This window comes from Candidatus Methylacidiphilales bacterium (assembly GCA_025056655.1).
Taxonomy (GTDB): Bacteria; Verrucomicrobiota; Verrucomicrobiia; order Methylacidiphilales; family JANWVL01; genus JANWVL01.
In genome coordinates this window covers 1-21513 of the sequence record JANWVL010000067.1, presented here as the reverse complement: position 1 = coordinate 21513, position 21513 = coordinate 1, and the positions used below count along the sequence as shown (strand labels likewise).

Annotated in this window: 17 protein-coding genes, 2 tRNA genes and 2 rRNA genes; 11 read left to right on the top strand and 10 right to left on the bottom strand. The window is 45.5% G+C overall.

The annotated features are described in order from the left end of the window. The 5 genes from NZM04_04105 to NZM04_04085 form a co-directional block, all read left to right on the top strand. A partial coding sequence (locus tag NZM04_04105) for a hypothetical protein (protein MCS7063220.1) occupies window positions 1-948 on the top strand: 948 nt, incomplete at its 5' end. A 39-nt stretch (window positions 949-987) separates the two neighbouring features. Beyond that, window positions 988-1128: a hypothetical protein gene (locus NZM04_04100; protein ID MCS7063219.1), complete on the top strand. Its 141-nt coding sequence runs from the start codon at window positions 988-990 to the stop codon at window positions 1126-1128. A 285-nt stretch (window positions 1129-1413) separates the two neighbouring features. Beyond that, window positions 1414-2379: a hypothetical protein gene (locus NZM04_04095; GenBank protein ID MCS7063218.1), complete on the top strand. Its 966-nt coding sequence runs from the start codon at window positions 1414-1416 to the stop codon at window positions 2377-2379. A 377-nt stretch (window positions 2380-2756) separates the two neighbouring features. Continuing rightward, window positions 2757-3533 carry a hypothetical protein gene (locus NZM04_04090; GenBank protein ID MCS7063217.1) on the top strand — a complete coding sequence of 259 codons (777 nt, stop codon included), beginning with the start codon at window positions 2757-2759 and terminating at the stop codon, window positions 3531-3533. A 71-nt stretch (window positions 3534-3604) separates the two neighbouring features. Further along, window positions 3605-4744, top strand: a complete 1140-nt coding sequence (locus tag NZM04_04085) for a hypothetical protein (protein ID MCS7063216.1) — start codon at window positions 3605-3607, stop codon at window positions 4742-4744. 581 nt (window positions 4745-5325) lie between these two features. Here the strand turns inward: NZM04_04085 and NZM04_04080 are convergent. From NZM04_04080 to NZM04_04040, 9 genes are all read right to left on the bottom strand, one after another. After that, complete coding sequence (locus NZM04_04080) at window positions 5326-8736, bottom strand: AAA domain-containing protein (protein MCS7063215.1); 3411 nt, start codon at window positions 8734-8736, stop codon at window positions 5326-5328. A 20-nt stretch (window positions 8737-8756) separates the two neighbouring features. Then, a complete protein-coding gene (locus tag NZM04_04075) occupies window positions 8757-9383 on the bottom strand; it encodes a hypothetical protein (GenBank protein ID MCS7063214.1) in 627 nt (208 codons plus the stop codon). Between the two features lie 604 nt (window positions 9384-9987). Continuing rightward, on the bottom strand, window positions 9988-10683 hold the full coding sequence (locus NZM04_04070) for a glycosyltransferase family 4 protein (protein ID MCS7063213.1): 696 nt from the start codon (window positions 10681-10683) through the stop codon (window positions 9988-9990). After that, on the bottom strand, window positions 10661-11026 hold the full coding sequence (locus NZM04_04065; protein ID MCS7063212.1) for a glycosyltransferase family 4 protein: 366 nt from the start codon (window positions 11024-11026) through the stop codon (window positions 10661-10663). The genes NZM04_04070 and NZM04_04065 overlap by 23 nt, the downstream gene beginning before the upstream one ends. Continuing rightward, window positions 11023-11169, bottom strand: a complete 147-nt coding sequence (locus NZM04_04060; protein ID MCS7063211.1) for a hypothetical protein — start codon at window positions 11167-11169, stop codon at window positions 11023-11025. Before NZM04_04060 ends, NZM04_04065 begins: the two co-directional genes overlap by 4 nt. 163 nt (window positions 11170-11332) lie before the next feature. After that, window positions 11333-11725 (bottom strand): hypothetical protein, encoded by a 393-nt coding sequence (locus NZM04_04055; protein MCS7063210.1) that lies wholly within the window; start codon window positions 11723-11725, stop codon window positions 11333-11335. A gap of 182 nt (window positions 11726-11907) precedes the next feature. Continuing rightward, window positions 11908-12417 carry a hypothetical protein gene (locus NZM04_04050; protein ID MCS7063209.1) on the bottom strand — a complete coding sequence of 170 codons (510 nt, stop codon included), beginning with the start codon at window positions 12415-12417 and terminating at the stop codon, window positions 11908-11910. A gap of 106 nt (window positions 12418-12523) precedes the next feature. Then, window positions 12524-12745: a hypothetical protein gene (locus tag NZM04_04045; GenBank protein ID MCS7063208.1), complete on the bottom strand. Its 222-nt coding sequence runs from the start codon at window positions 12743-12745 to the stop codon at window positions 12524-12526. Further along, a complete protein-coding gene (locus NZM04_04040; GenBank protein ID MCS7063207.1) occupies window positions 12742-13131 on the bottom strand; it encodes a hypothetical protein in 390 nt (129 codons plus the stop codon). The genes NZM04_04045 and NZM04_04040 overlap by 4 nt, the downstream gene beginning before the upstream one ends. Before the next feature lie 147 nt (window positions 13132-13278). Here NZM04_04040 and NZM04_04035 point away from each other — a divergent pair, with 147 nt between their 5' ends. Next, the gene (locus tag NZM04_04035) at window positions 13279-14343 is read left to right on the top strand and encodes a DNA methyltransferase (protein ID MCS7063206.1); all 1065 of its coding nucleotides are present in this window, start codon (window positions 13279-13281) and stop codon (window positions 14341-14343) included. On the opposite strand, the gene NZM04_04030 is transcribed toward NZM04_04035, so the two are convergent. Beyond that, entirely contained in the window at window positions 14330-14974 is a 645-nt protein-coding gene (locus NZM04_04030; protein MCS7063205.1) for a hypothetical protein, read from the bottom strand. The genes NZM04_04035 and NZM04_04030 overlap by 14 nt on opposite strands. Window positions 14975-15352: 378 nt before the next feature. Between NZM04_04030 and NZM04_04025 the strand changes: the two genes are divergently transcribed. The 5 genes from NZM04_04025 to NZM04_04005 form a co-directional block, all read left to right on the top strand. Beyond that, entirely contained in the window at window positions 15353-16822 is a 1470-nt protein-coding gene (locus tag NZM04_04025) for a glycosyltransferase family 39 protein (GenBank protein MCS7063204.1), read from the top strand. A gap of 269 nt (window positions 16823-17091) precedes the next feature. After that, a 16S ribosomal RNA gene (locus NZM04_04020) occupies window positions 17092-18620 on the top strand. A 152-nt stretch (window positions 18621-18772) separates the two neighbouring features. Beyond that, a tRNA-Ala gene (locus tag NZM04_04015) sits at window positions 18773-18845 on the top strand. Between the two features lie 58 nt (window positions 18846-18903). Continuing rightward, window positions 18904-18977, top strand: a tRNA-Ile gene (locus NZM04_04010). Window positions 18978-19085: 108 nt separating this feature from the next. Continuing rightward, window positions 19086-21513 (top strand): 23S ribosomal RNA (locus tag NZM04_04005); the annotation flags it as partial.

The window sequence follows — 21513 nt, the reverse complement described above, 5'->3', positions numbered from 1 at the left end:
CTATGGTCTCTTGCAAAGCTGGAGAAGAAAACGGGAAATTGGAAAATCGCTGCAGAAACGTTCGACACCTACGCCCGCACCCCTGGCGTGCCTTCTGCACTCGCCCTAATGGCTCGTATAGAATGGCTTGATGCGTTGCTCCAAGGGGGTGACAGCAAGACTATAGAAAGAGCGATTCCGACAATACAGAATGCCTTGAGTCAACATCAAGCGTATGAGCGTTTGCTGGACGTAGGACGAAGGCTGTTAAAAATACAGCAATCAGATCAAGTGAGGAACTATGCGCTAGAAATTATCGCTGAAGCGAAACGTAGGGGAATAGCAGCACTTCAGCGAGCCGAATCTATAGATGAAAAACGCCTTCACGCTCATCGCCTTATTCGTTTCATGGCCTATGATTATCCGGATCAAGAGGGGATAGTAGCGCTTTGGCAGAATGAGATAGCGAATCATGAAAAAAACTATAATGACAATTCACCGGAATGGTGGGAATTAGCAGCCTTGGCAATGGCGGCTAATGGGTTTACGAATCGAATGAGAGAGTGTGAGAGGCTCTATCAACAATGGATATCATCACCATCTATATCTGATTATGGGAAACTCGAGCTATGGATCAAGCTGGGAGATCTGCTTATAGATCAGAAGGAATATAAGCGAGCTGACGAAATCTATACAGCGATAGTAGCCCTTAACCTCTCGCATCACTACACCGGATATGGGCATTATTGGCTGATGTTGAGAGCATTAGGGCGAGGACAAGAGCAGCAGGCTAAGACACATGCTAGAGAGGTAGTGCGAACTATGGAAGATCAGAAAGATTATACTCTACTACGAGGGATGTATCTTCGCGCGAAGATAGTCCTTGGCACAATCGATCCAAAGGAGCGTAAGGAGGCAGTGGAGCAGGAGAAGATACTACGCGATCGTGTGAAAAGGTATCATGTTTAGCAAAAGGAACATAGGGAAAACCCAAATAAGAGAAAGAACATGAAAACAAAATTTATGAAGAAAAAGCTTGCAATTAGTGCGACAGTTGTTATGATTGCTCTTATGGGATTTTATCGCCCAATCCTTATGGCAAATAGCGGTGGGCCGGGGGATTGTGTTAAAGATCAAGAGTCCACGTAGTTGGAGATATCTAGACAGAAAACAGGATATATAAGGCGATTCAAAGCAGAAAGAATCGTTGACTGCCCTGGGGTTTGTGTGAATAAAAGTCAATGTGAGTATGAAACTAAAACTTGGTCAGAAACAGAATATCGTGTGCAGGAAATCAAATATCTGTTTTATAAAGATCCACTACGTTGTCCTCACCAAACCAAACGTAGAAGCAGATTAATTTGGGAATCCAATAATGATGAGGAGTATGATAGTAGATGTGATTATCCACCTATGGTGGCATGATTTTAATTTATGAATAAAAAGATCATCAATACACTTTTTATATTGTTAACTATCAGTATTTTGAACTTGAATGCAGAAGTTATAGATCAGAGGGAATACGTTTATGATGAGAAGAGCGGTGTATGGCAATATACACATAGAATTTTTAATTTAAGCACCCAAGAATATTATGTAGAAGATGGAACCTCTCACAATGTCAATGTAGTAAAAAGTAGTGAGGTCATAAAAAATAATGCTAAGATTACACAAGCGCAACTTACTACAACAAATGCTGTATACTCGTATTATGATTCTTTAGGAGGGTGGTCAAAAAATAAAAGTAAACATATTCCTCTTGGGCTTGAACTGACACGGACATCAACAAAAAATGATCCGCTGTATTTAAAGATTAAAGAAGATGAACCTAGTGACATTGAATTTGTAAGTGCGGATGTGATAAAATTATATGATAGAACAGAAAAAAAGTTTTATCGTTATACTGTTCGTGATAATTTTTTTGTAAAAATTGTAGGAACAACACAGGAAGGAAAAATAGTGTATTTACTCGAAAACCATAAAATTGATGAATCTATATTTAATAAAATTAAAAGAAATATAGAAGAGAGAGCATTCGAAGATGGTAGAATGCGAGTGCATCTTATATTGCCAGATCTGTCTCAAGATCCAGAGAAAGAAATCTATGGAGCGAAATTTATAAAAAATGCTGAAGGTATAGTTGTTCATAGAATCTTTACGAAGTCTAGGCTATTTGCTGAAGGCGTTAGATTGGGATCTGTCTTGCTGAGAATAAATGATATAGATGTGAGCAGTCTAGAAGTCGCAGATGTGTATAGGCTCTTAGAGAAGGATGCACAAGCTAAGCTCACTTTTAATATAAATAATGAAGAAAAAACAATTCAAGTGTCGAAAACTAAAATTAAAGATTTATACTATGTAGAAAAAGATATGCAAATTTTTGAAGCCGATACATTCTGATTTCGAAGGTGGATAATGCAGTAAAAATTAATTATATGCGTGGTTCACAGCCAATATGAATTATATATGAACTTATACTAAATTATTTTATAGAAAACCCAGCCAACAGATAGATGCAATCATAACTAGAGAAGCCATATTCGTAACACGATGAGAGATTGACAAGTGGATTTGTGATTTAAACTAGGCCAGTATGGACTAGTCACAGTTCAGAAGCTTCCGACTTGTGTAAAGACTGTTGGTGTTCTTTCCGCACCTGCCCTGATAGTCTGCGTATAATAGTCCGGTGCGTCGCTCGAAGATTAAAATCAAAATAAGAGAAAGAAAATTAAAAGAAAATATTTGAAAAAAAACTTGCAATTAGTGCGACAGTTGTTATGATTGCTCTTATGGGATTTTATCACCAAATCCTGGTCGGGAATACTAATGAGCCAGGGGATGATTGGGAAATTAGCGGTCCTTCTGATATCTGTATTCAGTCTGATGTAGGACAAGAAAAAGCAACTTATTCTACCGATATCAAAGAAACAACTTGGAAATCAAGCACAGGAGAATCTGGAAAAGGTCCATCATTTGAGGTAACCTTTAATAAAAAGGGAACATATTTGATTGAAGCTATAGTAGGAGAAACTAAAAAGAGTAAAGATATCCAAGTAAAACTCAATGATGTTAAAGGTTGCATCCCTGGACAACCTAAAGTAGGAAGAAGAGCACTAGAGGGTAGTTTTCCTGCTAGATTACATCATGTAGAAGAGCTACCTGGTAATCGTGGTAGAGTTATTATTTACGGCGTAGTGTATATTACTAATATCGTAGGAGTAGAATCAACCGTGAAAATAGGTGAGAGAGAGGCATCCTTGTGTGGAAAGGGATTAAAAAAATCATTGTCATTAGGAGGCGGATCAATCGGTTTTTCTGCAAGCTTGCCTTTTAAATTTTTTTCCATTAGCGTGGGGGGATCAATACCTTTTCCTGGTAACACCTACACTATCTTTAATACTCCAGATACAAAAGATGAGAGATATTACGGACAAGCATATGAAATAATAACAAGACCCACTTCGGCCACAGCGAGTGGGAGGGTGATAAAAGAAATAATTCATGGAAAACAAACTAGGTCTCTGGTTATTTACTATTATAAAGAGCAAATATAGCTAAAAGGTGTAGGGAAAACGACAGGGTATACCGGGGAAACTTGTAAAGTTGACTGTTGTCCTTCAAATTGATGAAAAAAATTTGCATAACATTAGCCATTCTGGCTACTATACATACTTCTTCCTTCTCTGAGATTGATACAGATTTAAAGATAATCGATCAACTGAAAGCAGCAGAAATAGAACTTCTATCTGATTTCAAAGAAATAACCAAAGAAATTGAACTATCTATAGATGAATATAGAAATTATATAAAATTAAACCCAAAATTGCTTAAAGAAAATGACTTGAGACAAGTAGATTTAAGGCACCGGTCTTATCACGAGATGGTGCAATTTATGTTAGGATATAGGAAAAACTTCTTTAGTGAAGACCACTATGTTTTAGCTTCTCCACTCTATCTAATAAGTGTAACTAATTTAGAAGATAGATTAATTAAAAACTACATAACTTACTGCATTGAAAGACTAAGGTTAATCAATAAAAATATGCTGAAAATAAAGTTTTTATACTCGGTGCCTACGTTTTCTAATTTTTCAAAAATTCGACGTTTGGCATCTATTCTTACCAGCGAGCCATGTATAAATTTTTTGTCTCCAGATGATATAAATCTTCTTTTTGTAACTATATATGATTTAGAGAGACCTAATAATGATTTTATATCTTATCTCAATAACAAACTATCAACCACACTTAAATTGCCAATTTTCTCCAGACCCTCCATCGCCAGGGAGATTCCTGTTCACGATGTAATGTTTCACAGTCAATTTCATCTTAGAGATCATATAGTAAAAAACAAACCACTGATAGAACATTACCTTAAAAATGGAATCCATGTTGTCAAAACGTTTTTAGCGCCACTTAAGGAAAAGATTAATAAAAAACCTGCCGACACGTATTGGCATTCTGAATATAGTCTTAATCCAGTATGTAATGTATTGCGCAATCTTAAAACAGAAAATCACATAGAATTTCTTTTTCTTACCTCATGCATTCTTGAGAATAATCTAGATCAAGAATATCTCTGCATCTTGAATATGCCGTCTGATTATGGATATTACTATGAAGAATGTACATTACCATACATAAATGCTGTTATCGAACAGATGCAAAATTTATGTTCAGAACAATCAGCAATGCTTAGTAATACAAATTTTGATTCAGAACTAGAAGAGTGCAAAAGATTTATTGATAACTATCTCAAGAAGTAAGCAATCTTGAGTTGTGGGGATTATAAATTCGGTTAAAAAACCTAGGATTAGTGAGTAGGCAAGAAATGACAATTAAAGGAAATGATAGTGAGTAGTGCGATTCATGTAGAATTAAAAGAATTTTAAGCTCCTACGTGAAATGTGTCTTTGTGTGAAGATAGAGTTTGATGCTACTCATCCAAAAGAAGGTAGAGGTGGAAGAACAAGATAATATATCGCAAGATGGAGTAAGGAGATGTCCATTTTGGAAAATACGGGATTTGAAAAATCAATTTATGTAAACGCGCCAAAAAATTTAAAAAAAGCTTCGATGAGCACGGTATTAGTTACGTTGATTTCTATAGGATTTAATCATCAAATGCTGATCGGGAATGCTAATCAGCTGAGGAATTATGTCGAAGACGGGGAGGCTAGATGTTTAGAAATATCCCGACAGAAAACAGGTTATATAATCGGAGTAGAAAAGGGGTTGACTACTAGGAGGGGGGGAGTAAACCAAATCAATCTGAGTATAGAGCTAAATTTAGAACATCTGCAGACAGCGCCCTCTTATCCCGACCCCATACTAAGTTTTTCTACGCCTAACTGCCATTCACTGTAAATCCTAACAATATATCCAGCCTTTGACACACCTCTTCCCAGTAAAGCCGAAACCTATCATTCTGCAAATCGCATAACCAACCTCGGTCATACCACTGATAATAGGGCAGATTCACTACCTGCCAGCCAGCCCGTTTCAGAATTTCTATTCGTTTAATGTGTGCCTCACCATACAATCGTCCCATTCCATCGTCATAATGATACTTTCCATCCACCTCTACAGCCACATATCGGCCTGTGACTTCGTTATATAATACAAAATCCAACCGCTTCTGTCCACAACTCTCAATATCTATCCCTATGCTTGCTTGATTGTATAATCTCACTTTAGGTCGGCCTGAGCAATAATCTACCAAAAACTGTGCCACGCGCCGCTCGAACTCCGATTGGCATCGGTTTAATGAAAATCCCCACCCGTAGGACACCTTCTGCACACTATCTACATTTTCTGAATCTTCTTTCGTTAACTCCCCAAAATGCGCCAGATACCTCTTTACTAACCGTGCTCCCACGCTTAACCCTCCATAAATAAAAAATGTATACCAAATCGCGCGACTTGTTGCCACATTAAACCGTCGGACATCCTCATAATGTCCTGCTGCATACCGGGCCACTCCATCGTGAGCCAGAGTAATAAGCATAATATCCCGCTCGCTCCCTTGAAACCTTTCTGGCGTCCCTACCTTCAACCGATGTAATTTCAATAAATTAGAATCAAAACTTTCCGCCACTATCTCTTCAATACATTCAGCCTGGTCTGTTGTGAATGCCAACACCCCTATAGAAGGTGGCTCTGTAAACCGATGGCTTCTCAAATCCTGATATTTCTCATTTCCATCCAGCCATTTCCTATCCACCATAAGGTCTCGCAAAATCTCCATAACCTTTTTCACCTCTTCCATCACGACCCTTGCCTCTTTCTCTTCTCCATTTTGCTTCTGCGATCCACGTCGCCCTCCGGTCCGTATAGCCTTAAAACATGGCAAATCTACTAAGCCAGGGATCTCCTTCATTATTCGCAAACGTCCATCATAAAAGCTGATATTGTTGAAACTCGCCAACCTCGGCACCGAACGAAAGTGTTCTCTTAACATCACACTTCTTACCCGCATTTCTGGATTCTCCTTCACAAAATCTAAAATCGAATCCCTACTTAGCACAATCCGCCGCCGCTGCGCTTCGTCAAAATTATCTCCTCCACAATGGCGATCCCACAGCATCCGCTCTATATTCCGATTCACCACAAAAAGCCCTGCCGAGCTCAACCCCAGCTGCTTATCATCTCCCACTATGCATACAGCTCGTCCCCGATAGATCGCTGGGATCACCTCTGCAATATTTACCTGTGAGGCCTCATCCACCACCACTAAATCAAACATCTCAGTCTGAAAGGGCAAATAGTGCCCCGTGTGTCTTAATTCAGCGACCCACAATGGGAAGACCTCCAACAAGCGTTGGTAGTCTAAGCGATCCCTCACCTCCAATACCCGCTTGGGATCCCGCCATCTCCATAGGGCTGCAAATTCGCCTAATTGAAACTTCACGTTTAAGCCTGCTGTCACACTGCTTACCTCAGCTAATGCTGTTATCGCCCGGCCTTGTATTTCCTTTAGCTTCTCCTCATGAAGACTCTTACGCCGTCGACATTCCTCTATCTCGGCTATATCCCTTGCAGACATCTGCTGCTGCACAAGTTGGAATTGCGCGAGTAATTTGAATATTTGTTCAAAATACATAACGGACTGCTTTCGGTATGCCTCCCAAGCTCGCCTTGGACACAACTTATACTGTCTTACATATCTCCGAATCAGACTCAGGATTAGCCTTTGATCAATCGGCTTTATTCTTCCGTCTTTCACTCGGCCATACAACTTCCGCAACAACTCTACCATTTGCTCAAGCGACGCCTCGGTTAATGTAGCTATTCCACTCGCCAATCTCCACTCCCGATCTATTACGCCTTCCTCACACAACCGATCCCGCTCAGTCACAAAATCTTTGTTCGTTTCATAAAATCTTCTCTCTCTCTCCAGAAAATTCATTATTAGATTTTCTTCCCTGCGAATCTTACGTTGTAGCGTCTCCATCTGATTTATATACTCCTCCAACTCCCCGCGCCTTCGTTCTATCCAAGCCCTCCTGTCCCCACGATCTGCCCATCGTCCTATCCTGTCAGCTACTCCTGTTAAATAGTCATACATTTCGGACCGATCCTTCGCCTCATACGCCGCATATACTATCCGTGTCGGCTTCAAATATCGCTCTAGCATCTCTCTCACTACTCTTACTGCATCAGACTTACTCGATACCAATAAAACCTTACGGTTCAACCAAAGTCCACATAACATAATTCCAGTGATTGTATGTGACTTCCCTGTCCCCGGAGGCCCCTGAATATAACTGACGTTTTGTCTCCAAGCCATCCGTATCGCCTCACGCTGCTCTTCCGAAAGAGGTATGGGCAACCTTGCTATTGCCTTCTCCACCTCCCTCGCGCTTGCTTCTTCTTCCACTTTCCGACGAATTTCCTTTTCTCCTGTTTCAGCGTAACCCGGATCTACGCACTGCATCATCCGATTCAACACAGGATGATTCAGCCGCGCTCGTCGTCCTTCATGTAACTCTATTATCTTCCCCAAGTCATCGTATGTTGTTAATTCACTCGGCCGTTTTGCAGTGAAAAAAAATGTTTGTGGGTAGTATTTCACTCCTTCCTGGGCTCTTAAACGCTCTAAGTTCTCCCTAGCATGATAATTATCTGGGCTCCAATCAAAGTCTTCCCTCTGCCCGCGTGCGCGATACAGACCACCAATCATAGGAGCTACATACTCCATAAATAACCCTTCCAATTCCCGCCCATCCCGCATCAACCTCTCTTTCCCAGCACTATTTACCAATTGATCTACCCGTTCAGTTAACCCCTCCACACGCTGATGCATGTTTTCCAGCACTGGATTGATCAACCCTATCCCTGCTTCCCTCAACGTCTCTTCATTCATCTGTTCCTCTATGCCCATTAATACATCCAACACATCATAATTCACCTCTGCTTCAGCCCAAGATATCTCAGCTTTCACCCCTTCTTCCTCCTCATTCAAATACACCGGCACGTATACAAAAGGCGCCCCTAGCTTCTGTCCCTCCCCTCGTGGACCGGACTTCTTTTTTCCTATAATCAACCCTAAACCCATATATAAATGATTCTCACCTCCATCGCCCAACAACCGGCTAACCAACTCCAGATACCGCGGCAACAAGCTTTCGTGCAGTTGGTAGTTGAAATAACTTACTTTTTGTTGCCCTCTCTTCTTAAAAATATCCTTCAGCCCCGTCCGCAACAACACCCGCTTCAACACCCCCCGTAAATACTTCAGATAAGCGACTATCTCCATCTTCGCTCGCCTAAATTAAATCAAAACTCAATTGGCTCACTAATCTTTCGCTCCAACGACTGGATCGCTTTCAACAACTCTGTCTTCAATTCTTCCAACCGGCGGTCCGCCACGAATCGCTCGGTTACCTCATCTATACTTCCTTCAATCCGATTACACGCTGTCTCTAACTTGCCCACTCCTTGCTCGATCCCCTTTTTCACTTGCCCTGCTGCCTCCCGCAATGTCTCCTGCACCCCTTTAGGCCAATCCGCGAATTTCGATACATAATAATACTCTCCCTCTAGCACCGCTTTAATATTTCTCAAATACTCCATATACTGCTTGGTATTCTCCAAAGCCTCCGCCATCTGCTGCTGTATCTCAGCACCTGACTTAGCCAAATTGAATACATCCCTATTTAACGTCTCCACTTTTTCCCTGTTCAAAGTTTGCATCTCGAACTTCAACTCTCTCACTTCCTCACACAAATTATCTACGCACCTCTCCAACCTCTCTATGCCGTCCTCCATCTTATTCAACCCATCAGCATGCAACGCCCTTACACGCCTCAATCCTCGCCCTAAGGCCAGCAAAATTCCCGCTAACAATAAACACCCTACTGCTCCGATGATTGTATATGTATATTCTGTGATATAGTCATTCATAGGCTCACTTAGGAAAGAATTTATCTAACAAATAAAAATCTTAATCAAGACAATTTTAATCTCTACACCAATAACCATTCACAAACTCTACTAAGTCATCGGCAGCCTATACCCGCCGACTCGTTTTTGAAATGGAGTGTCTACTGCCCCCTATTCCAAAAGCACCGATCGGGATGGAGAAATTTTGGGTATAACAACCGAGCAAATAAGCTATATAAATTAAATTAATTTATATTAATATAATCTTATGAAAATCCGAATTAATTGAATAAATTAAAAAGCGGTTCTGTTAATAAAATCAGCAGATCTATCAGTAGAGTGTTTGAAGAAGAGGTTTTTCTATATAGAATTGAATTGTTTAGTGTGAGCTAGAGCCAATGTTGGAGTGACGTGCTCTATAACGATAGTTAAGATGACAAAAAGTGCGCTGTAATTTTATTGTGGCTACGTGGTTAAAATAACCATTTTCTATAAAAACTGTCTTGCTCTATAATTGCTAGATAACATGGGGGGAGAAAGAGTCTATAGATGCCTCTATGTGCACAGAATGATAATTTTTAGGCCGCAAGGTAAACTGATAAGGCGAATTTCCCTAATTTTCCAATTAAAATAACTTCGCTGCCACAGGGCTTGTCGTTCGTGAGTCTCCCCAATCTACATCACGCTGCGATGTCCCCTCAACTAAGCTTGTATAAAGGTCGGCGTGCTTGCGAAGCTGCTGACGCATGTCAAAACGCTCTTCGGCGGCTTGACGGGCACGCAAGCCGAAGCCGTGTAGCTCCTGAGGCGGCATTTTGCGAAGGCGTTCGAGCACGTGGACAATGTCCTTTACGTTGCCCGGGCGCACCAACCAACCGTCAACTCCGTCGCGGACATTATCCTTTAGTCCTGAAAAGGAGCTAGAGATGAGAGGTCTACCCATAGCCATCATCTCACGCGCTGCATAGGAGATTGTCTCGATGCGATCGCTGAGAATGAAGCCCACGTGAAAGAGTGATACATAAGGCCTGACGTCTTGATGGAAACCGGCGTAGATAAAACGGTCTAAGCCTGCCCGCTGGGCGCGCTCTTCATAAGCTTTTCCAGATACTGCATTACCGAGGACGATGATTGTCACAGGACGGCCAGGCTGCAAACGTCGTGCAGCCTCGATCATGAGATCAATGCGTTTGTAAGCACCTGTGCCTGCGCAACTCCCGATGCAAAGCGAGTCTGGGTCAATCCCCAGACTGGCGGCTAGGGAGTGGTCAGGGGGGCGTGGTCTGAAGTGCTCAAGGTCAACCCCATTTTTCAATGACATAAGAATTCGTCCATGCTGTGGATTCCGCGCAACAGATATTCCTCGCCGCCTCGCTGACAAAGATGTTTGCGTTGACGACTCTCTGGTAAAGCCAGCGATGATACATGTCAGTGGGAATTCGGCGCACTGCATGATGCGTGCGCACAATCCGGTAAGGCCGAGCAAAAGGGAACGCCCACAGGGCTTGAAAGATATCAACGCCATTGACATGCACAATATCCGGCCGCCAAGTGCGAATAAGCTCTCGAAAGCGCATCAGACTGCGCAGAACAGCGAGAGGCTCTTTTTGCGGCTTCGCTGGAAAATCACAGGCAAAAAGGCGCGGGAAAGCGGCTGCATTCAACCGCTGGTAGAGGCGAGAACTGCTGGCGTGGCGACAGCGATTTCATGAGAATGCAACAAGCCCCGTTGCGCCAGTGCTTGAATGTAAGTCACGTGTCCGCCGCCGCCGAGGGGGTGAAAATTCGTGATTAAAACCTTAGCCACAATCGGTTTTTACTTGTGCTGAATTCTCTCGTCGAATGGATTTGTTTTAACGGGGGGAGCGCAGGCTGCGGAGCTGGATTAGATGCTTGCAGAGCCGGGGGACGACTCGTCAATCGGGCATCACCCTAAGAATCCCTCAGAAATCAGAACTGAGCGGCATTTTTTATGCCAGCAATTTTGCGAGGCGATTGGAAATCTCAACGGCCTCTCGCGGTGTAATTTCGATTTGAGAATTGTCCCTATCAACTACGACAAGGTTATGCCCATTAAATGTGTAAGTGCCGTGGCAGAGACCATTTCGTATTTTTCGCAGCTTGTCCCAGTCATACACGACTTTGTTTTTGTATTTTTCTAATGCTTCCTTCAATGGAACAATAAGCGCAAAATATATTGTAGCTGAAAATCCTTGGCTATAAAGCAGATCTCGTGGATCAAATCTAAGACTAGCGATAAAATCTTTCAGGGTGATGTTGGGATTCTTTTTAAGTTCGCTTTCTATAGCTACTAAAAGTTCGCTTAATGCATTAGACACTTTGTATGGCTCGATGTTTTTCATATAATTTTGTGGGGATGGAGTTTGCAACAGCTACACATCCAAATTGATTCAGTCAAGTCTCAGGCCTTTTTACTCCCAACCAACGAGCCATGCACAAATCTTAAACCCATCTATACTGGCCTGCAGTGGCTATGTATGCAACAGAGATGCTATAGATGAATAGAGGCAGAGTGTGGTAAGGCTTATTTGGCTTTCGACTTTGCTTCGTCTATAGCTCGGGTTTCTTCTTCAGTCTTTCCGAAATAACGGAGCTTTTCAAAGCCTGTCCAGCCGTCATCCTCAACATATCTGATAGGGACATTCGCAAGGTCAAGAGATTTTCGGGAGGTGGTAATAAACAAAACATCATCTGGTAAATATTCGAACGTATCCCAGTCATAACGTTCGAGTCGCCACTTCTTATCATCAATGCGACGCTGTGAAAGTATTTGCTTGTTCTGGTAGTCGATAATGATGAGCTGTTCCATAGTGTCTTGAGAATGTCGTTCGATCCATGCGACGCTAGAAGTCTTTTCGTCTTTGAACTCCTCAAGGGGATCAAAGCCGCCTGCCATTTGAATCAGCTCATCGAGATTCTGCTTCACCCGTTTATCGACGAGATAATTGCCGGCCTTCTTAACGTGGCCATCGAGGCGAATGGTAATCTTCGCGGTGTCCTCGGCACTGACAAATGAAGCGTAAATAAAACTCAAGAATAGGGTGTAGATAATTAATCGCACAGGATTGTTGATATTAGCACAGTTTGTAGCTTATCTGCGATGCGGATTAAAGTCTAAATTCAATCAAGGAGCTTGTCCTTCATGGGGGAGGGGTGTGAGGGGTGCTGCCTATATGAGGGAAGAGCACATCGTTGCTGGCATGCGACAAATTAAGAAGCCAAGTAGTTCCATCTGCAAGATTAAGATGTGGCGACCAACGATCCCAAATTTTTGCCTTATGATATTCTACTTTCTCAATCAGTGCATCAAGGAGTTTCTCATAGTTTGAAATACCTTCGGGAGTGGGCTGGATAAATCTCAATGCAAAAATGCTTTTCCTTTTTCAACATGTATAAACAATGCGTTCAATGCCTCTCCGGTGTTGGCTTTCATGGAAGCAAAGTCTGTGTGCCCATACATTTTGTCTCTCAAATTCAGGATGCTTTGATGTATGTTCTTCATCTCCTTTGGAACCAGGCTTTCGGGAAGTCGAAGCCCTACTTGCATATTGCCATCTCGTTGCTGTTTGAAAGGCTTCGCATAGAATGCATAAAACGCCATCCACAGACTATGAATCTTCCATTCTGGAACCTCGCGGAGAGGTAAACTCTTTATCTCACGCAGGATCATGCGTGCATGAGTGAGAAATTGACCAGCGCTTATGTAGCGATAGAAATCGATACGTTGTTTGAGACATGCTTGATGCATATTATGAGGGAGCGACGGTAATCACGGGTATGCTTCTTTTGCATGGACTTCTGACCCACAAAGGAGCGCGGCGCAGGAGAGCATGAAGGTGCGGTCGTGTTGGGCTTTTTTGTTCCAACCTTTAAGAAAGTTTGATGAAGGTTGCGCATGGAAAACGTTTTAACTACGGCGGCGGCAGCTATGATTCTAAATGTTAGTCAAGCACGAATCAGAAGACTGATCAAGGAAGGAAGGCTTCAAGCTGAAAAGCGAGGACGTGACCTTCTCTTGAAAGAAGCTGATGTTCGAAATTTTGCTCGTAATGGAAGAAAAAAAATCGGTCGTCCTCCAGCCTCTGCTTGCGGGCTCCTAACCGTTATGGAAGAGCCGGGCTTGTATCGAGCACCCAACGAATCGGTTCGAACCATAGGTGACGGTGAAATCCGGCTTGGCGACGCTCTGAATGTCTTGCCGAGTCTTCCGGCCAACACCTTTCAAATGATCGTCGCGGATCCCCCATATTTTCAGGTTCTGTTGGACGAAAAATGGGACAACACCTGGCAGTCATCTGATCAATATCTCAAGTGGACTTTGGAATGGGTTCGAGAATGCAAACGCGTCCTCAGACAAGATGGGCTACTGTATATTTTCGGCCAACTTGGGAAGCGTGAACATGTGTGGCTCCACACCTGCTCAATGCTGGCGAAGGAAATGCAGTTTCACGACATGATTATTTGGGATAGAGTCGTTGGCTATAACGAACGCTATGACTCCTTTACTCCGCAATATGAAATGATTTTGGTGCTCCGCCAGGCCGCGAATGCAAAACCCTATTTCAATAAAGATGCTGTCCGTATTCCTTATGATGAAGATAAAATTCAATCATACTTGCGAGACAAGCGGTATAAGGATAAAGCTGCCAGAGAGAGGCATCTTCGGAAGGGTAAGTATGCAACAAACATCCTTCGGATACCGTCGCTTAAGGGTTCTTCAAAAGAGAAAGTAGGTCATCCCTCGCAAAAGCCTATCTCCTTGATAAGGTTACTGATTTCTGCGAGCACACGAAAAGGAGATTACGTCCTTGATCCGTTCCTGGGGAGTGGGACAACCGCTGTAGCAGCGCAAGAATTGGGGCGTCGCTGGTTAGGAATAGAAATCAACCCCCAATATGTGCAGATTGCACAAAAGCGAATTTCAGAGGTTATCGCCATTTCTGAACTTAATCTCGATTAAATCGACGCGCTTCCGAGATGACTGGATTCTTAAAGGCAACCCCAAACAGGCGGGGCGCATCGGTGGAGGAAGGCGTGTGACCGCAGAACTGCCAGAATGTGCTGAATGGAATCGAGCACTGAATCCTTCTTTGAGTCTTCGAGTCAATTTTTGGATTGATCACAAGTTTACAGCCGGATTTCAATACGCAATTATGTTTCCAACTCTTAGCAAGCGCGCGTCCTTCGGAATAGGAAGGGCGCATGTCTTTAATTTGTGAATCTATCTTGGAAATCTCCTCAATATTTAAGCCACCCCAAAGATCGTTCCAATCTGAAACATTGAAGAGTGCAACGCCAATTTCTACAAACCACTTTTCTGAAGGATTGATCTGTTTCCAAAATCCAACAATCATCAGGAAGGGAATATCTATGGTTCTTTGCCTTCGGGCATCTCCTAGACCAATAGGAGAGCCATACTTTGCAGATTTTACAGAAACCGCGACATTTTGATACTCCTGAGGGATTTGTTCAGATTTGTTAATCTCAGGAGGAATATCCCACTTCTGCATGTAGTTCCCTACATATCCATTAAAAAATGTGTCCCTAACCCTCTTCTCAAAAGTAAAACCGTGAAATTGAACTTCGACCATGATTTCAGAGATAAGTATTATTTCGCACACTAAAGCCTCCGATTGCAACGACGACCGGGGGCGTTAGTAGCGGCAGCGGGGTGGGGTTAGGCGATGTGGTCCAGGTCGTAGCGTCAATTATTAACTTAGGACAATGATTAGGGTCGATCTGTTTTTAGTAAAACATAAGTTTCTTGCAGAGGTCTGTGCTAAGAAGAGGAGTTGGGAGAGGGTTCAGAATATAGGCTTAAAATGTAGATGGGTTTTTTTCGGTAGTGTTATTGATAAGAATTTGCCGAAAAGGAGGGCATAAGTAGTGGGGTTATGATGGGGGTGATGTTTTTGTTTACACTGGAGATTTCTCGACAGGATTGGGGTGGCGTGGTGTGATGAGGGGTGATGAAGGATTTTTGGCGGCGGGTGTGGGGGGATTTGCGATGGCGGGCGGCGCTGTGTCTGGCGGTGGTGACGGGGTTTCGGTTGTGGTTTTGCACGTATCATGAGTTGGTGCCGGATGAGGCGTATTATTGGTTGTGGTCGAAGCATCTGGATATGGGCTACTATAGCAAGGGGCCGGCGGTGGCGTGGACGATTGCGGCGGGGACGGGGCTGTGGGGGGATACGGTGTTTGGGATTCGGTTTTTTTCGGTGTTGCTTTCGGCGGGGACGGGGTGGTTGGTGTTTGATTTGGCGCGACGGCTTTTTGATGGGCGGGTGGGGTGGTGGGTGCTTGTGGGGGTGGGGACGTTGCCGATTTTTGCGGTGGGGTCGGTGTTGATGACAATTGATCCGTTGAGTGTGTTTTTTTGGGTGTGTGCGGCGCATGGGTTGTGGCGGGGGGTGGCTGGGGAAGGGCTTCGGCATTGGGTGTGGGCGGGGTTTGCAGTGGGGTGTGGTTTTTTGGCGAAACAAATTAATGCGTTGCAGCTTGTGTGTGGGGTGGGGTGGTTGTTGGCGGATCGGGAGCGGCGGCGTTGGTTTATGCGGCCGCATTTTTGGGCGATGGTGGGAGTGGCGGGGGTATGTATGTTGCCCGTATTTGTGTGGAATGCGCAGCATGGGTGGATCACAGCGCAGCATTTGCATGAGCGGGCAGCTCTGACGGAGGGCTGGAAAATGAGGCCGGGGGAGTTTTTTCAATTTTTGGTGCAGCAGGCGTTGGTGATTTCGCCGGGGTATTTTGTGTTGATGTTGGTGGCGTGGGGGGGATGGGTGTGGAGGTGGTGGGTGCAGCGGCAGAGTGGTGGGCAGGCGGAGCCGTTTTGCGCGTGGATGGCGTGGCCGGTGTTTGCCTTGTATGCGGGTTTGGCTTGGAATGAGGCTGGGGAGGCGAATTGGACGGTGACGATGTTGCCTACGGGGATGCTATTGGCAGTGGTGTGGTGGCGTGAGCGTTGGGGCAGTAGGGTGGCTCGAGGCTGGATTTATGGGGCTGTAGGGGTGGCAGTGGTGATGACTGTGATGGTGCATGAGACGGCGTGGTTGCGCTTGAAACCGAGGCTCGATCCTTTGGTGCGAGCGAGGGGATGGCGGAGTCTGGTTGATCAAGTAGATGAGGTGAGGCGGGCATATCCGCAGGCGATTTTGATTGGGAACAAGTATCAGACGGTGTCGATACTTTCGTTTTATCTTCCGGATCGACCTAGGGTCTATCAGCCGAAGGTGGGGCGTGTGGTGAATCAATTGTCGCTGTGGGGGGATTATGATGAGACACGGGTGACGGAGGCGCTTTTTGTGACGGATGCTTTGGATGGGCTTCCGGAGCCGTTGCAGGGGCAATTTAGGGAATGGCGAGAGGTGGCGCGATTGCGGCCGGCGGCGCCGTGGGAGGGGTTGAGAGTGTGGCGAGTGATATATATGAAGCGGTGAGGTGAAGGGGGGTAACACGTATGGAGGATAACGTTTGGCTCTGGAGCCTCATGAATAGTGGAAAAAAAGTTTTGATTTTTTTGAAAAAAAATTATTTGACAAAAATCTCGGATTAATTAGCTTGATTATTCGCCTTAAGTTAAAAAGGCGATGTTCTTTGATAACAAATAGCACACTTGAATTGTGCGGAACGTAATTTGAGATTTAAACTTAAGCTTTGCTTGCGGTAACGCGAGTGAAGCGCGATCGGTGAAAGCCGGTCAAACTTTTTTATGGAGAGTTTGATTCTGGCTCAGAACGAACGCTGGCGGCGTGGATAAGACATGCAAGTCGAACGGAGCTGTTTAAGTTAGCAATAATTTAGGCAGCTCAGTGGCGAAAGGGTGAGTAACATGTGGGAATCTGCCGGAAAGTGAGAAATAACCAGCCGAAAGGTTGGGTAATATCGCATGTGGACGCAAGTCTAAAGCAGGGGACCGAAAGGCCTTGCGCTTTCCGAGGAGCCCGCATCCTATCAGCTAGTTGGTGAGGTAATGGCTCACCAAGGCGATGACGGGTAGCTGGTCTGAGAGGACGACCAGCCACACTGGAACTGAGACACGGTCCAGACACCTACGGGTGGCAGCAGTCGAGAATTTTTCACAATGGGCGAAAGCCTGATGGAGCGACGCCGCGTGGAGGATGAAGGGCTTCGGCCTGTAAACTCCTGTCACTCGGGAACAAGCGAGGCGCCCTAATACGGCGCTGAGTTGATAGTACCGAGAGAGGAAGGGACGGCTAACTCTGTGCCAGCAGCCGCGGTAATACAGAGGTCCCGAGCGTTGTTCGGATTCACTGGGCGTAAAGGGTGTGTAGGAGGTTATGTAAGTTAGACGTGAAATCCTGCGGCTCAACCGCAGAATTGCGTTTAATACTGCATAGCTAGAGGGCTCGAGGGGAAGATGGAATTCTCGGTGTAGCGGTGAAATGCGTAGATATCGAGAGGAACACCGGTGGCGAAAGCGATCTTCTGGAGAGCACCTGACTCTGAAACACGAAAGCTAGGGGAGCAAACGGGATTAGATACCCCGGTAGTCCTAGCCGTAAACGGTGTGCATTAGATGTTGGCGGATTCGACCCCGCCAGTATCGTAGGTAACCCGTTAAATGCACCGCCTGAGGAGTACGGTCGCAAGATTAAAACTCAAAGAAATTGACGGGGGCCCGCACAAGCGGTGGAGTATGTGGCTTAATTCGATGCAACGCGAAGAACCTTACCTAGGCTTGACATGCAGCGTTCAGTCGTGGAAACACGATGGCCCGCAAGGGCGAGCTGCACAGGTGCTGCATGGCTGTCGTCAGCTCGTGCCGTGAGGTGTTGGGTTAAGTCCCGCAACGAGCGCAACCCTCATACCATGTTGTCTTACGCAAGTAAGAATATCTTGGTAGACTGCCCTGTGATAACGGGGAGGAAGGTGAGGATGACGTCAAGTCAGGATGGCCCTTATGCCTAGGGCTGCACACGTACTACAATGCCCGGCACAAAAGGAAGCGAAACCGTGAGGTCGAGCCAATCCTCGAAAACCGGGCCCAGTTCAGATTGTAGGCTGCAACTCGCCTACATGAAGCCGGAATCGCTAGTAATGGCGCATCAGCTACGGCGCCGTGAATACGTTCCCGGGCCTTGTACACACCGCCCGTCACATCATGAAAGCCGGTTGTTCCCGAAGTCGGTTATCCCGCCTAAGGAATGACCGGTGATTGGGATGAAGTCGTAACAAGGTAGCCGTAGGGGAACCTGCGGCTGGATCACCTCCTTTCTAAGGAGAAGCTCAAGCTTTTAAAGCAAGAGCTATGGTCGAATATACAAGGCCTAACAAGCCTTGTATAAAACAAATTACGTTACGCACAATTCAACTGTGCTATTTGCACTCTACACCCTCTGCGCATTTTGAACGAGTAGCTCAGCAAAGGGGGCATAGCTCAGTTGGTAGAGCACCAGCTTTGCAAGCTGGGAGTCAGGGGTTCGAGTCCCCTTGCCTCCACGGGCTCTACCCTTGCTTGATGGCAAGCTAAGCCCTTATTTCACGCGCAAGTGCATAAGGGCCTGTAGCTCAGTTGGTTAGAGCATGCGCTTGATAAGCGCAGGGTCACTGGTTCAAGCCCAGTCAGGCCCAATGCTAGAGCAAGTTGCGTAGAGGAGGTGATAAAAGTTCTTTGAAAACTACCGATAGAAAAGGCAACGTAGCTAAGCAAAAAGCTACTCAAAGATTTATCCTCTAAAGAGCCCAATACTTAAGAGCATACAATGAATGCCTTGGCACTTGTAGGCGATGAAGGACGTGGTAAACTGCGATAAGCTTCGGGGAGCGGTTAAACACGCGTTGATCCGGAGATCTCCGAATGGGATAACCCAACGAGCTAACCCCTCGTTACCTAAGACTGAATCCATAATGTCTTAGGGGCTACACCTGCTGAAGTGAAACATCTCAGTAAGCAGAGGAAAAGAAAGCGAATGCGATTCCGTCAGTAGTGGCGAGCGAACGCGGAACAGCCCAAACCCATTGGCTTGCCAATGGGGGTTATAGGACCACAACATGGCATCTTGACGATTAGGCGAAGCAAATGGAAAGTTGCCCCATAGAAGGTGATAGGCCTGTAGCCGAAAATCCGAGAGAGCCTAGTGGCACCTGAGTAACGCGATGCACGTGAAACTTCGCGTGAATTTGCGCCGACCACGGCGTAAGGCTAAATACTCACAAGTGACCGATAGTGCACTAGTACCGTGAGGGAAAGGTGAAAAGAACCGCTACAAGCGGAGTGAAATAGAACCTGCAATTGTATGCTCACAAGGTGTCAGAGCCCGAAAGGGTGATGGCGTGCCTTTTGCTTAATGAGTCTGCGAGTTACTATCAGTAGCCAGTCAAAGCTCCACAGGAGCCGAGGCGAAGCGAAAGCGAGTCCCAAAAGGGCGCATAGCTGCTGGTAGTAGACCCGAAGGGGAGGTGATCTACTCTTGGTCAGGCTGAAATCTCGGTAACACGAGATGGAGGGCCGAACTTCGTGAAGGTTGAAAACTTCTGGGATGAACTGAGAGTAGGAGCGAAAGACTAATCAAACCCCCTGATAGCTGGTTCTCCCCGAAATAGCTTGAGGGCTAGCCTCAATGTCTAAGCATAGGAGGTAGAGCACTGGATGGACTAGGGTCCCTAACGGGATACCGAATCCAATCAAACTCCGAATGCCTATGCGTGCACATTGGGAGTCAGTCCGTGAGGGATAAGCTTCACGGTCGAGAGGGAAACAGCCCAGATCGCCAGCTAAGGTGCCTGAATAGCGCTAAGTGGAAAGGATGTTGAATTTCTATGACAGTGAGGATGTTGGCTTAGAGGCAGCCATCATTTAAACAGTGCGTAACAGCTGACTCACCGAGAAATTCAGCGCCGAAAATGATGGGCGATAAGCGTTATACCGAAGCTGCGGATACACCGGAGATACGTCTCCGGTGCATGGTAGGGGAGCATTCTGTGCCCGGCAAAGCGGAAGGGTAACCGACCGTGAAGGGCACTGAAGAGAGGATGCAGACATGAGTAGCGATAAGACAGGTGTAAATCCTGTCCGCCGAAAACCTAAGGTTTCCTGGGGAAGGTTCGTCCGCCCAGGGTTAGTCGGGACCTAAGTCGAGGCCGATGGGCGTAGACGATGGACAGCAGGTTCAATATTCCTGCACCACCGAAATTTAAAGAAGAGACCGCATAGCGGGGGATGAGCGGGCCACTGATTGTGCCTGTAGCGCAAGCTCGACTCTGGGAGCAATCTCGGGGAAATTCATCCGAAGCTGTGCCAAGAAATGCTCTTCTGTATAATAAGGTGCCCGTACCGTAAACCGACACAGGTGGGTGGGTCGAATAGACCAAGGCGCGTAAGTTAAATCTCTTGAAGGAACTCGGCAAATTAACCCCGTAACTTCGGAAGAAGGGGTGGTCGTCGCAAGACGACCCGCAGAGAATTGCGTCAACCGACTGTTTAACAAAAACACAGCACTCTGCTAAGTCGAAAGACGATGTATAGGGTGTGACATGTGACCAATGCTGGAAGATTAAGGCAAGGGGTTAGCCGCAAGGCGAAGCTCCGAACCTAAGTCCCAGTGAATGTCGGCCGTAACTATAACGGTCCTAAGGTAGCGAAATTCCTTGTCGGGTAAGTTCCGACCTGCACGAATCATGTAACGAGTTGACGACTGTCTCCAAGAGATGCTTAGCGAAGTTGTAGTGGCGGTGAAGATGCCGCCTACCCGCAGTAGGACGGAAAGACCCTGTGCACCTTTACTGTAAGCTGTCACTGATTTTTTACTCGGGATGCTTAGCGTAAGTGGGAGACTGTGAAGCGATGATTCCGGTCATCGTGGAGTCGCCAATGAAACACCACACTTCTCGCGTGAGAAATCTAACCTCGTCCCGTGAAACCGGGCGAGGGACACTGGCAGCGGGTCAGTTTGACTGGGGCGGTTTCCTCCTAAAAGGTAACGGAGGAGCCCTAAGGTTACCTCAGCATGGTTGGCAATCATGCATCGAGCGTATGGGTATAAGGTAGCTTAACTGTGAGACCTACAAGTCGATCAGATACGAAAGTAGGGCCAAATGATCCGGTGGTTGAAAGTGGAATCGCCATCGCTCAACGGACAAAAGGTACGCCAGGGATAACAGGCTGATC